The organism is Streptococcus gordonii (genome assembly GCF_001553855.1).
Lineage (GTDB): Bacteria > Bacillota > Bacilli > Lactobacillales > Streptococcaceae > Streptococcus > Streptococcus gordonii.
Map to the genome: position 1 here is coordinate 118,890 of NZ_LQWV01000012.1, position 13,483 is coordinate 132,372.

11 protein-coding genes are annotated in these 13,483 nt (G+C 39.5%); 9 read left to right on the forward strand and 2 right to left on the reverse strand.

Annotated elements, in window-relative coordinates:
• Positions 1-51: 51 nt before the first annotated feature.
• The 7 genes from AWH02_RS03620 (at position 52) to adhE (ending at position 10,152) form a co-directional block, all read left to right on the forward strand.
• Positions 52-2,601 carry a Spy0128 family protein gene (locus AWH02_RS03620; RefSeq protein WP_060553242.1) on the forward strand — a complete coding sequence of 850 codons (2,550 nt, stop codon included), beginning with the start codon at positions 52-54 and terminating at the stop codon, positions 2,599-2,601.
• A gap of 112 nt (positions 2,602-2,713) precedes the next feature.
• Positions 2,714-3,712 carry a Holliday junction branch migration DNA helicase RuvB gene (ruvB, locus tag AWH02_RS03625; protein ID WP_008808138.1) on the forward strand — a complete coding sequence of 333 codons (999 nt, stop codon included), beginning with the start codon at positions 2,714-2,716 and terminating at the stop codon, positions 3,710-3,712.
• Positions 3,713-3,716: 4 nt separating this feature from the next.
• A complete protein-coding gene (locus AWH02_RS03630; RefSeq protein WP_060553241.1) occupies positions 3,717-4,295 on the forward strand; it encodes a nucleotidyltransferase family protein in 579 nt (192 codons plus the stop codon).
• 246 nt (positions 4,296-4,541) lie between these two features.
• On the forward strand, positions 4,542-4,964 hold the full coding sequence (locus tag AWH02_RS03635) for a low molecular weight protein-tyrosine-phosphatase (protein WP_008808140.1): 423 nt from the start codon (positions 4,542-4,544) through the stop codon (positions 4,962-4,964).
• A 2-nt stretch (positions 4,965-4,966) separates the two neighbouring features.
• Positions 4,967-5,380: an MORN repeat-containing protein gene (locus tag AWH02_RS03640; protein ID WP_008808141.1), complete on the forward strand. Its 414-nt coding sequence runs from the start codon at positions 4,967-4,969 to the stop codon at positions 5,378-5,380.
• On the forward strand, positions 5,370-7,184 hold the full coding sequence (locus tag AWH02_RS03645; protein ID WP_060553240.1) for an acyltransferase family protein: 1,815 nt from the start codon (positions 5,370-5,372) through the stop codon (positions 7,182-7,184). The genes AWH02_RS03640 and AWH02_RS03645 overlap by 11 nt, the downstream gene beginning before the upstream one ends.
• A 316-nt stretch (positions 7,185-7,500) precedes the next feature.
• A complete protein-coding gene (gene adhE, locus AWH02_RS03650; RefSeq protein WP_060553239.1) occupies positions 7,501-10,152 on the forward strand; it encodes a bifunctional acetaldehyde-CoA/alcohol dehydrogenase in 2,652 nt (883 codons plus the stop codon).
• A gap of 565 nt (positions 10,153-10,717) precedes the next feature.
• Here the strand turns inward: adhE and AWH02_RS10995 are convergent.
• Both AWH02_RS10995 and AWH02_RS10865 read right to left on the reverse strand, forming a co-directional pair.
• Positions 10,718-10,864: a hypothetical protein gene (locus AWH02_RS10995; protein ID WP_155560579.1), complete on the reverse strand. Its 147-nt coding sequence runs from the start codon at positions 10,862-10,864 to the stop codon at positions 10,718-10,720.
• Positions 10,865-10,894: 30 nt separating this feature from the next.
• Positions 10,895-11,065: a hypothetical protein gene (locus AWH02_RS10865; RefSeq protein WP_008808145.1), complete on the reverse strand. Its 171-nt coding sequence runs from the start codon at positions 11,063-11,065 to the stop codon at positions 10,895-10,897.
• Positions 11,066-11,774: 709 nt separating this feature from the next.
• Between AWH02_RS10865 and AWH02_RS03655 the strand changes: the two genes are divergently transcribed.
• Positions 11,775-12,476 (forward strand): N-acetylmannosamine-6-phosphate 2-epimerase, encoded by a 702-nt coding sequence (locus AWH02_RS03655; RefSeq protein ID WP_060553238.1) that lies wholly within the window; start codon positions 11,775-11,777, stop codon positions 12,474-12,476.
• Between the two features lie 14 nt (positions 12,477-12,490).
• Positions 12,491-13,408, forward strand: coding sequence for a dihydrodipicolinate synthase family protein (locus AWH02_RS03660; RefSeq protein WP_060553237.1), 918 nt, complete (start codon positions 12,491-12,493; stop codon positions 13,406-13,408).
• The last annotated feature ends 75 nt before the right edge of the window (positions 13,409-13,483 follow it).

The window sequence follows — 13,483 nt, forward strand, 5'->3', positions numbered from 1 at the left end:
TATATAATATAAAGTAAGGGATTGGGCCCAAATATAAAGGAGGAAAATGTTGTGAAAAAGATGAATAAAAAGCTCTTTCATGCATTTATGACGCTGTTGTTAATAGTATCGGTATTCATACCTCTACTAAAAACAAGTTACACAGTTAAAGCGGACGAATTACCGTCAAACAACTATACGATGACAACCTCTCCAACCATTAATAATAATCGGTTGGTTGATGGTGCCAAGTATGGTGAAGGAAAGTTCTATCTGAATCCGACCTACAAGTTTGATAATTCTGCCACTTTGAAGAACGGGGACTTTATGGTTTATAAAGTGCCAAAAGAGTTTAAAGTTGAGCGCGACATCACGACAGATATCTATGCCAAGGATGGAGCTGCTAAAATCGCAGAACTGCAGACAAATGCTGCAACTAATTCTGCTACAGTGACCATCACTAATGAAGAATACTTCAAAAATCTGACAGAAGATCGCGAATTGACTGCTTTGTTCACTGTGGTTTGGGCGGATGATGTCGAGTTAAATAAGGAATACAGCATTGATATTCCTGGTGCAGGGGCATATAGATTGACTCGTATCGTACCAGATGATGATCCTACTGGTTATACCAAGTGGGGTGTCCAAGATGCTGATGATCCTAATTATGTTAACTGGCGTATCCGTATCAATCGTTATGTAAAACCTGTTACAGGAGTTAAGATTGAGGATACAATCCCTGAAGGTCAAGTCTTAGCAAGTGAAATTACTGGATATTACTTTACTGAATGGAATAAGGCTGAGGCTCGTCCAAGACTGGATGCTTCACATGTAAATGTTACGGGTACAAATTCTTTCACTATTACTCCAAATGGTAATGGAGACTTGAGTACACAAGGTCTGTATGTTTTGTACCGTACTCGTTTGACTGCTCCAGTTGACAATACTACCAAGAAAGCATTCAACAATGTGAAAGTGACAACATCAGATGGTGTATATGATGTAGATGGCTTTGCTCCTCTAACAACTACTGAAGGAATTGGATCAGGTGCTCGCCCTTCTGAAGTTGAATTTGAAGTTACAAAGCAACTGAATGGTGGAACATTGAAAGGTGATGAATTCATCTTCCAATTGATTGATCCAGATGGCAAAGTGGTTGAAACTGCCAAAAACAACAAAGACGGACAAGTTAAATTTAAAGCAATTAAATTCTCAAAGGCTGGTACTTTCAAATACCAAATCAAAGAAGTGGATAAGAAAGAACCAGGCTATGTTTATGATAACAAGACCATTAATGCTGAAGTTACAGTAACAGATGTCTTTGGAGAAAAGTTTGCAAGTGTTAAATACGACAACAAAGTATTTGTAAATTCTTACTCTGCTAAACCAACTACAGCAACTATTGAAGCAATTAAAGTTTTGAAAGGCAGAGCCCTTGAAGCTGACAAGTATGAGTTCGAGCTCAAAGAAGGCGATACAGTCGTTGGTACAGCTAAAAACAAAGCAGATGGTTCAGTAGTTTTCCCAGCAATTGAGTATACTGCTGCAGGCCCTCATACATATACAATTACTGAAAAAGCAGGGAATGAACCAGGTGTGACTTATGACACAGCTTCACACACAGTAACTGTAGATGTTGCGGACAATGGACGTGGTCAGCTTGAAGCAACTGTTCCAGCTGACAAGCCGGTCTTCACTAACACTTATACAAAACCAGCCCCAGCTACTGATACCATTACAATTGAAGCAACAAAAACTTTAGTTGGAAAGGAATTAGAAGCAGGTAAATATGAATTTGAATTGAAGGAAGGCGACAAAGTCATCGGCACGGCAACAAATGCTGCAGATGGAAAAGTTGTATTCCCATCAATCACATATACAGAAGCAGGTACACATACCTACACTGTTGCTGAAAAAGCTGGCAATGAAGAGAATGTTACTTACGATACGACAGTCCACACAGTAACCGTAGAGGTTGCAGACAATGGCCAAGGTAAGTTGGTATCTACAATTACTGGTAATAAACCAGCATTTGTGAATAAATACACTGCACCAACTCCACCGCCAACTCCAAATCCGCAACAACCAACTCCAGCCACTGCAACTATTCAAGCAAACAAGGTCTTGACTGGTAAAGAGCTGAAAGATGGTCAGTTTGAATTTGAGTTGACTTATCAAGGTAACGTAGTGGATACTGCCAAGAATAAAGCGGATGGCTCAGTAACCTTTAAAGCACAAAGCTTCACTTCACCAGGTAAGTATGAATACACTATTACTGAAAAAGTTGGGAATGAAGCTGGTGTGACTTATGATAAAGCAGTTCACAAAGTGACTGTAGAAGTTGCTTATGATACGAATGGTAAACTTGTAGCGACCGTTACTGGTAACGGACCAACCTTTACCAATACGTATGCTGCCAAAACACCTCCAACATCATCTGAAGAAAAACCAAAACCATCAGGTGATAAGCATGAAGATCCTAAGAAGGAAGAACCTAAAAAAGAAGTGAAGAAAGAATTGCCTAAGACAGGAACAGCTGAGTCCTCAGCCTTCTCTGTTCTTGTTGGCTTCCTGCTTCTTGCAGCTTCAGTCTTCTTATATCGTACTAAAAAGGTTAATTAATCTTTGGGTTTAAAAAGAAAGAGAGCGATGGAAAACCTTCATTAAAAAGGTTTCTCGCTCTCTTTTTTATTTAAAATAGTCCTAAACTATGATATTTTGATATAATGGTGACATGAGTAGAATTTTAGATAATGAACAAATGATGGATGAAGAAATGGTGGAGCGCACGCTTCGACCACAATATTTGCAGGAGTATATTGGTCAAGATAAGGTCAAGAATCAGTTGAAAATTTTTATTGAAGCAGCTAAACTAAGGGATGAGGCTTTGGATCATGCTCTTTTATTTGGCCCTCCTGGACTGGGGAAAACGACTATGGCTTTTGTGATTGCCAATGAGCTGGGTGTGAATATCAAGCAGACTTCGGGACCAGTTATTGAAAAAGCAGGAGATTTGGTTGCTATTTTAAATGACTTGGAGCCTGGGGACGTTCTTTTCATCGATGAAATACATCGTTTGCCAATGGCAGTAGAAGAAGTCCTCTACAGTGCTATGGAAGATTTTTACATCGATATCATGATCGGTTCAGGGGATGCTAATCGTAGTGTTCATCTTGATTTACCACCATTTACACTTATCGGTGCGACGACACGTGCAGGAATGTTGTCCAATCCTCTGAGAGCTCGCTTTGGTATCACAGGGCACATGGAGTACTATGAAGAAGCTGATTTGACTGAGATTGTTGAGCGAACGGCAGAAATTTTTGAGATGGATATCACTCATGAAGCAGCCAAAGAGCTAGCTTTGCGTAGCCGTGGTACCCCTCGAATTGCCAACCGTCTATTGAAGCGGGTTCGAGATTATGCTCAGATTATGGGTAATGGTTTGATTGATGAGACAATCACGGATCAAGCTCTTTCCATGTTAGATGTAGATCATGAAGGTCTGGACTATGTTGATCAAAAAATTCTGCGAACGATGATTGAGATGTATGGAGGTGGCCCAGTCGGTCTAGGAACCTTGTCCGTAAATATTGCTGAAGAGCGTGAAACTGTCGAAGATATGTATGAGCCTTATTTGATTCAAAAAGGCTTTATCATGAGAACGAGAACTGGCCGTGTTGCGACTAGAAAAGCCTATGAACATTTAGGTTATGAATATATGGAGAAATAGGCTTATGGAAATAGAAGAGAAAAATCTTCTAGACATTTTCTATGCTGATCAGCATCTAATGACTACTGTAAAGATTATTCGAGAGTTGAATTTACAAGATAGCTGGCTGGCAGCTGGAAGTGTTAGAAATTTCATCTGGAATCATTTGTCCAATCGGGAAAAGTTTGATTTTGAAACAGATATAGATGTGATATTCTTTGATCCAACAGTCTCTTATGAGGAAACGCTAAAAATTGAGAAGCGTTTGAGAGAAGCTTATCCACTCTATCAATGGGAAATAAAGAACCAAGTTTACATGCATATTCATAGTCCTAATACTGATCCTTATACCAGTTCACAGGACGCTATGAGTAAATATCCAGAAACCTGTACAGCTCTTGGTTTACGTTTATTAAAAAATGATGATCTTGAGTTATTCACAGCTTATGGCTTGACTGATCTTGTTAACTTTCAAGTCTATCCCACGCCGCATTTTTTAGCGGATGAGGAAAGGATCAAACTTTATAGAGAACGTTTGGAAAAGAAAAAATGGCAATCTAAGTGGCCGAGATTGGATATCTATTTGCCAGGAAAAGAAACCTAAAATTGCTTTAAGATAATTTTAAGTTGGCTCGAGTATACTGTAATCATAAGTTAAGGATACTTAGCTTGAACTCCTAAAACTTTTCTTTTTCATAATAATCTCCCTAAAAGACCACCCAATCAGGTGGTCTTTTCCTGCTTATTGGAAGGAAGAAAAAGCTAAATTGGCAGAAAAGCGTCCAGTTTTTTTGGAGGTCAGCAACCTATTTAATGTCATTTTCTGATATAATTAAGAAGAGGTATTTCTATGAAGAAAATTGTATTTGTTTGCTTGGGCAACATCTGTCGGAGTCCGATGGCTGAGTTTGTTATGAAAAGCTTAACTGATAAATTTCATATTGAAAGTCGGGCAACTTCTAATTGGGAACATGGAAATCCAATTCACCAAGGAACTCAAGCAGCTTTGAATGAGCATGCGATTATATTTGATGTTGAAAAAACTTCTCTGCAGATGTCTGAAAAGGACTTTGCCTTCTTTGATTATATCGTTGGTATGGATGCTTCTAATGTGGCCGATTTAAAAAAGATGGCCCCTCGGAAATATCAGGATAAGATATATCAGTTTATGGATAAAAGTGTACCAGATCCTTGGTATACTAATGATTTTGATGAAACTTACCGGTTGGTTCAAGCGGGATGTGAGCGCTGGCTGGAACGTTTGGATGGATAAAAATGGATAAATTAAAAGAATTTTATAATCGCTACCAGCATTATTTGACAAGAACAAATTTTGAGATAGCTGCTGTTACACTAATTGCTTTGTCTGCGATTTTAGTTTTTACTTCTAATATTCCAGATAAAGGAGTGCTTACTCTTGATAAGGGAGCGATTAAGTATGATGGCAGTCTGGTTCATGGAAAGATGGATGGTCAAGGAACTTTGACTTTCAAAAATGGCGATAAGTACGAAGGAGATTTCAAAAATGGAATCTTTGATGGCAAGGGGAAATTTACCTCTAAGAGCGGTTGGAAGTACGAAGGTGAGTTTAGTAAAGGCCAAGCGGACGGCCAAGGCACTCTAACAACCGAGCAAAAGGTCGTTTACAAAGGAAAGTTTAAACAAGGAATTTATCAAAATGCGCATTAAATGGTTTTCATTAGTAAGGATAGCAGGTTTGCTTCTCGTTCTACTCTATCATTTCTTCCAGGGAGTGTTTCCTGGAGGCTTTATTGGGGTGGACGTTTTCTACGCATTTTCTGGATTTTTGATCACCTCACTCCTGATTGATGAATTTGCTAAACGTCAAGAAATTGATATTTTAGGGTTTCTAAGACGACGTTTCTATAGGATTTTTCCGCCTTTGGTCTTTATGATTTTGATCACTCTGCCGTTTACCCTCCTCATTCGCAAAGATTTTGTGGCTGGTATTGGAACGCAGATAGCGGGTGCCCTAGGTTTTGTAACAAATTTCTATGAAATTTTATCGGGCGGTAGCTACGAAAGTCAGTTTGTTCCTCATTTATTTGTACATACTTGGAGTCTGGCACTTGAGGTGCATTATTATATTTTGTGGGGATTGGCAGTCTGGTTCTTGGCTAAGAAAAGTCGAAGCCTCGGCCAATTTCGAGGGATGATTTTTCTGATTTCGACAGGGATTTTCTTGTTTAGTTTTCTGTCCATGTTTGTAAGTAGCTTTTTCACTAAGAATTTTTCTTCTCTTTATTTTTCAAGCTGGACACATATCTTCCCCTTCTTTGCTGGGACAGCTTTAGCTACAGTTTCGGGTGTTCAAAGTGTAGGTGCAAATTTCAAGAAACTAGAACAATCTTGGAGCATGAAGCAGACGATAGCCACTATTGGTGGTGGTTTTGCTGTCTTAATTCTTCTAACCTTCCTGCTTCGTTTTGATAATATCTTCACTTATTTAGTCGGCTTTCTCCTAGCAACGATAGCTGCCTTGGCTATGATTTTGGGAGCTCGTGTTCTCCATGAAAAGACGCCGAAGCTGGCTGAGCCAATCTGGGTCACATTTATTGCTGATACGAGTTACGGTGTTTATCTCTTCCATTGGCCTTTTTACATTATTTTCAGTCAGCTGATGGGAAATGCAGGAGCAGTAGTATTAACTACTCTTCTATCCTTTGCCTTTGCAGCAGTCTCTTTCTATATTTTGGAACCTGTTTTAGCGGGAAGAAAACCAGATTTGTTTGGTATTAAGCTCGATGTAAAATCAATTGCGAGACCGATTTTTTATAGTCTGATCCCTTTGGGGCTCATCTGCTTCTTTATCATCTTTACTTCACCTAAGGTTGGAGCTTTTGAGGAAGACTTAATGATTAATGCCTTAAATCAAGCGGATAGTAAGATGCAATTAACCCGTAGCCAAGCGGATCAAACAACAGCTACTGATTACAATGTGGCGCCTGGAACGACCTTGATAGGTGATTCTGTAGCTTTGCGAGCTAATGACTGGTTACAAGAAGCTATTCCTGGTGTGCAATTGGATGCAGCTGTCAGCCGAAATTTAGAAACAGGCTTAGAGGTTTATCAAACAGATATTAGCAACAAGGTTCTTCTGCAAAATGTAGTCCTTGCTTTAGGCGCTAATACAGTTCCTAATTACGAAGAAGTGCTTAATAAACTGGTTGAAAAACTTCCAAAAGGACACCGTTTAATCTTAGTGACTCCATATGATGGACGAGTTGCTGGAGATGAAAATAGTGATCTAGTAAAAACTCGGCAGTACCAATTGGAATTGGCGAAGAAATATGATTATGTCTACGTAGCAGATTGGTATCAAGCAGCTATTGATAATCCTGCTATCTGGTATGGAACGGATTATGTTCACTTTGGCACTGAGTCACAAAGCATTGCTGCAGGTGGTCAATTATATGCTCAAACAATCAAGGCTACGCTTGATGAAGCTAATAAAGGTCCTGTCAAACCTTAATTTAATGATGAATATAAAGGCCCGATATTCGGGTTCTTTATATATAATATATGAAAGCGCTTACCTTACTTTTACAAGCTTCTGTGAAAATATGTAAATGAATCTATGTGAAATGAAATTATTATAAAAGATTAAATTCACAAAGAAATAGCGGAGTCCCCAGCTATAAAAAGATATTGATAAAATTTTCACAAACAATAATAAAAAAGTTTGTGAAATGTAAGCGAAAGTGTTTACAAAGGAAAGTAAATGGGTTATAATAAACTTGTGAAAAAATTAACAAAGGATAAATTCCTTGAAAGCTATGGAGGAAAATATGGCTGATAAAAAAACTGTGTCACCTGAGGAAAAGAAACTTGCAGCTGAAAAGCATGTAGATGAGCTAGTACAAAAGGCCTTGGTTGCTCTTGAAGAAATGCGCAAATTGGACCAAGAACAAATCGACTACATTGTAGCTAAGGCTTCTGTTGCAGCACTTGACGCCCATGGAGAATTGGCGCTTCATGCTTATGAAGAAACTGGCCGTGGAGTTTTTGAAGATAAGGCGACAAAAAATCTATTTGCCTGTGAACACGTTGTAAACAACATGCGTCACACAAAGACAGTTGGCGTTATTGAAGAAGATGATGTGACAGGCTTGACTTTGATTGCTGAACCAGTTGGTGTTATCTGTGGGATTACTCCAACAACCAACCCAACTTCAACCGCAATCTTTAAGTCTTTGATTTCATTGAAGACTCGTAATCCAATCGTCTTTGCCTTCCACCCATCTGCTCAAGAATCATCTGCACATGCAGCTCAAATCGTTCGTGATGCAGCAATCGCAGCGGGTGCGCCTGAAAACTGTATTCAATGGATTACCCAACCGTCTATGGAAGCAACTAGCGCTCTTATGAACCATGAAGGAGTAGCAACAATCCTTGCAACTGGTGGTAATGCAATGGTGAAGGCTGCGTATTCATGTGGAAAACCTGCCCTTGGGGTAGGTGCCGGAAACGTACCAGCTTATGTTGAAAAATCAGCGAATATCCGTCAGGCAGCTCATGATATCGTGATGTCTAAGTCCTTTGACAATGGTATGGTCTGTGCATCTGAGCAAGCTGTTATCATTGACAAAGAAGTTTACGATGAGTTTGTAGAAGAATTCAAGTCTTACCATACTTACTTTGTAAACAAAAAAGAAAAAGCTCTTCTTGAAGAATTCTGCTTCGGTGTAAAAGCTAACAGTAAGAACTGTGCTGGTGCGAAGCTCAATGCAGATATCGTAGGTAAGCCAGCAGCATGGATCGCTGAACAAGCTGGCTTCTCTGTACCAGAAGGAACCAATATCCTTGCTGCAGAATGTAAAGAAGTTGGCGAAAAAGAGCCATTGACTCGTGAAAAATTATCTCCAGTTATTGCTGTGTTGAAATCTGACAGTCGTGAAGACGGAATTAACAAGGCTCGCCAAATGGTTGAATTTAATGGTCTTGGTCACTCAGCAGCGATCCATACTGCAGATGAGGAATTAACTAAAGAATTTGGTAAAGCAGTTAAAGCTATTCGTGTTATCTGTAACTCACCTTCTACTTTCGGTGGTATCGGGGACGTTTATAATGCCTTCTTGCCATCATTGACACTTGGATGTGGCTCTTACGGACACAACTCAGTTGGAGATAACGTCAGCGCCATCAACCTCTTGAACATCAAAAAAGTCGGAAGACGGAGAAATAACATGCAATGGATGAAACTTCCTTCAAAAACATACTTTGAACGTGACTCAATTCAATACCTTCAAAAATGTCGTGACGTTGAGCGTGTCATGATCGTTACAGACCATGCTATGGTAGAGCTTGGTTTCCTAGATCGCATCATTGAACAACTCGATCTTCGTCGTAATAAGGTTGTTTATCAAATTTTTGCAGACGTAGAACCAGATCCAGATATCACAACAGTTGAACGTGGTACAGAGATCATGCGTGCCTTCAAACCTGATACAATCATCGCACTTGGTGGTGGTTCACCAATGGACGCAGCTAAAGTAATGTGGCTCTTCTATGAACAACCAGAAGTTGACTTCCGTGACCTTGTTCAAAAATTCATGGATATTCGTAAACGTGCCTTTAAGTTCCCATTGCTTGGTAAGAAGACTAAGTTTATCGCGATCCCTACAACATCTGGTACAGGATCTGAAGTAACACCGTTTGCAGTTATCTCTGATAAGGCTAACAACCGTAAATACCCAATCGCTGACTACTCATTGACTCCTACTGTAGCCATCGTAGACCCTGCTTTGGTATTAACAGTTCCAGGATCTGTTGCTGCTGATACTGGTATGGACGTATTGACTCACGCAACAGAAGCATACGTATCTCAAATGGCTAGCGACTACACTGATGGTCTTGCCCTTCAAGCAATCAAACTTGTATTCGAAAACCTCGAAAGCTCTGTGAAGAATGCAGATTTCCATTCACGTGAAAAGATGCATAATGCTTCAACAATCGCTGGTATGGCCTTTGCCAATGCTTTCTTGGGTATTTCTCACTCAATGGCTCATAAGATTGGTGCGCAATTCCACACAATCCACGGTCGTACCAATGCTATCTTGCTGCCATACGTAATCCGTTACAATGGTACACGTCCAGCTAAGACAGCGACATGGCCTAAATACAACTACTACCGTGCTGATGAAAAATACCAAGATATTGCTCGTATGCTTGGCTTACCAGCTTCTACTCCAGAAGAAGGTGTAGAATCTTACGCAAAAGCAGTCTACGAACTTGGTGAGCGTGTTGGTATCCAAATGAACTTCAAGGCTCAAGGAATCGACGAAAAAGAATGGAAGAAACATTCTCGTGAATTAGCCTTCCTTGCTTATGAAGATCAATGTTCGCCTGCTAACCCACGTCTTCCAATGGTTGACCATATGCAAGAAATCATTGAAGATTCTTACTACGGTTACAAAGAACGTCCAGGACGTCGTAAATAAGTACATGGCTGAAGGAGTGAAAAACTCCTGTAAAGATCATAAAAAAATCCCTCGCTCGCATGAGTGAGGGATTTTTGTATATTGATCAGCAAAATATAGTGATAGGTGGCGATGGACTGAAATTTAGTCTAGGCGGAGCAATAGTGAACACCGATTTCTTAATCCTATTGATGTTGTTAGGCTATCGTTTTTCTCCTCACTAGGAGCTCATTATGTTGGGATTAATGAGTTGCCTTCTCCGTGCTAAACATAAACTGAATGGCGATTAGGTGGAATCAAAGAGTGGTCTACTAGCTATCTTTCAGGCGTAGACTTGTCGAAGAGGCAAAGGTGCTGAAGTGTGTGTTGGCTGAAGGGTTAGAAAAAAAGCCTAAGATACAGGCTTTTTCTTATGTTCGCTATTTCGTCTGATTTCGTATTTTAAGCATAAAAATAGAATAGTTGGGACTAATAGATTAGGAAGGTTGCCAATATTCAGAACATGCATATCGTTTAATACATAAAAAATGACATAGACAAGATACAAAACAGTTATAACTATTTCTTTTTTAGATAACATAATGGTCTATTTTTTTCGTCTAACTAAGTCACTACCAATAACATATGCAGCAGCGAAAATTCCGACTAAAACTCCCAAATCACCACCTTGAATTTCTGCCAAGCTTGTCTCAGTTAGTGTTTCATATTTATCAAAGCTATTGAAATTACTCATGTTATTCTCCTTTTATATAAGTATAGGGTTTTAACGGTTAATTAAATAACCTAGGCTTAGTCCAGATAGAGCTGCTACTCCAATTTTCCATACAGCAATACCCGCAATAGTAGCAGTGAAGAATTCTCCCCCTTCCACATTCATCAATTCATCTTCAGTTAGGGCTAGGTAGTGGTTTTCAATTGTTGTCATATTTTCCATTGTATATTCTCCTTTATTATACAGGTTACCAACTGTTAAGTTGGTAGAAGTGAAGCTAGCTTTAGGACTAGCGGTTGAATCTCATCTCGTCTATGGTCTAGAGAATGAGAAGTGAAAATCTAGAGGACCGTCGATTTCCTGAAGGTGCTTGGCGTCTAAAAAACCATAAGACAGGCATGGCAACTCCGCCACTTGTTTCTTCTAACTCTTGTTTGGTTAGTTCTTTGAATTCTTTCATTATTATCTCCAATCTTTTAGATTTTGAAAAATAGAGGCCAGAAAAGTGGTAATAAAAACATCTTGCTACTCCTTTACAGTTTGTTAAGCGATTTTGCTTACACTTAACTATTCGCAGGAAGATGAGAAAAATGAAAAAGAAAGTAAAAAAATTTAAATATCTTATTTGAGCTTTGTTATGTATAGAAAGTAAGGCAAGAAGATAAACATAAAAATATTCAAGTAGCCTCAAAGAATAGATGTTATCAACCATGCTACTATATAGGATTTTACGATTATCAGGTTCTTTTCGTTTTTCCAAAAAATATTGAAATGTTTAAAGGGATTTATGAATATGTGGTTTGGGTTCTGATGAATTGGTCATTAAATGGTAATACAGAAGGATTGAATAGAAAGTACTTTCTAAAAATAAAATCATATTGAAACTAATTGCAATAAATGTTAAGATAATGAATGTAAAGGCTTACAAATAATGAGTAAGGAGGATAGGAATCAAATGGAAGAGTTGAGACATAAGTTAATTGTGTCGTGTCAGGCTCTACCAAACGAACCATTACATAGCGACTTTATCATGGCTCGTATGGCAGTGGCGGCCAAAGAAGGAGGTGCTAGCGGAATTCGGGCTAACTCGGTTATAGACATCAAGGCGATTAAAGAAGCGGTGGATTTGCCAGTTATTGGGATTATCAAGAGAGATTATCCAGATGCTCAAGCTTTTATTACACCAACTATGGTGGAAGTAGATGAGCTGATGGAAGCCCATCCGGAGATTATCGCTTTAGATGCGACAAATTCTAGTAGACCTCAAGGAGAGAGTTTGAAAGCATTTTTCCAAAAAGTGAAAGAAAAATACCCTCAGCAGCTTTTGATGGCTGATTGTTCAACTCTTGACGAGATGCTGGAAGCTGATCGAATGGGATTTGATTTTATCGGAACAACCTTGGTGGGCTATACTAATCAGAGCCAGGGAGATAAGATTGAAGCTAATGACTTTGAAATCATCCGAAAAGCTTTGGCTGAGATTCAGCACCCTCTGATTGCTGAGGGAAATATTGATAGTCCTGAAAAGGTGAAAAGGGTTCTAGAGCTGGGAGCCTTTAGTGTGGTAGTTGGATCTGCCATTACACGGCCGCAGCTGATTACAAGGAAGTTTGCAGACGCAACGAAAGAATAGAAAAGAGGAAGAATATGTCAAAATTAGAAAAATATGAAGGTGTCATTCCAGCTTTTTATGCTTGTTATGATGAAGCAGGGGAGGTAAGCCCAGAACGTGTTCGTGCTTTGACTCAATACTTTATTGATAAGGGAGTTAAGGGTGTCTATGTTAATGGTTCTTCTGGTGAGTGTATTTACCTCAGTGTAGCAGACCGGAAATTAATTTTAGAAAATGTCATGGAAGTGGCTAAGGGTAAACTGACAGTTATCGCCCATGTGGCTTGCAACAACACTAAGGACAGTGTAGAACTGGCTAAGCACGCTGAAAGTTTGGGTGTTGATGCCATCGCTGCTATTCCTCCTATTTACTTCCGTTTGCCGGACTATTCTATCGCTAAGTACTGGAACGATATAAGTGCAGCGGCTCCGAATACTGACTTTGTCATCTACAATATTCCGCAGCTGTCTGGAACGACCCTGACACCAGCACTCTATGCGGAAATGCGTAAAAACCCACGAGTTATTGGAGTTAAAAACTCTTCTATGCCGACTCAAGATATTCAAATCTTTGTCGCAGAAGGTGGGGAAGATCATATTGTCTTTAATGGTCCAGATGAACAGTTTATCAGCGGTCGAGTTATTGGTGCTAAGGCTGGTATTGGTGGAACCTATGCTGTGATGCCAGACCTCTTCCTGAAGCTTAACCAGCTCATCATTGACAAAGACCTGGATCGTGCTAAAGAACTGCAACATGCGATTAATAGTGTGATTTACAAGATGGTCAGCGGTCGAGCAAATCTCTATGCTGTTATGAAAGAAATTCTTCGTCTCAATGAAGACTTGGATATTGGTTCTGTTCGAGCACCGTTAGAGCCTCTATCTGAGGGAGACTATGCGATTGCTAAAGAAGCAGCCGCTATGATTAAGCAGGTAAGAGAAGACTTCTTGTAATATAAAGAGTGTGACACTAGAGTCTAGGGCAGTCTAAGCCTGCCCACCCCACGCTCTGGGGATGAATAATAATGG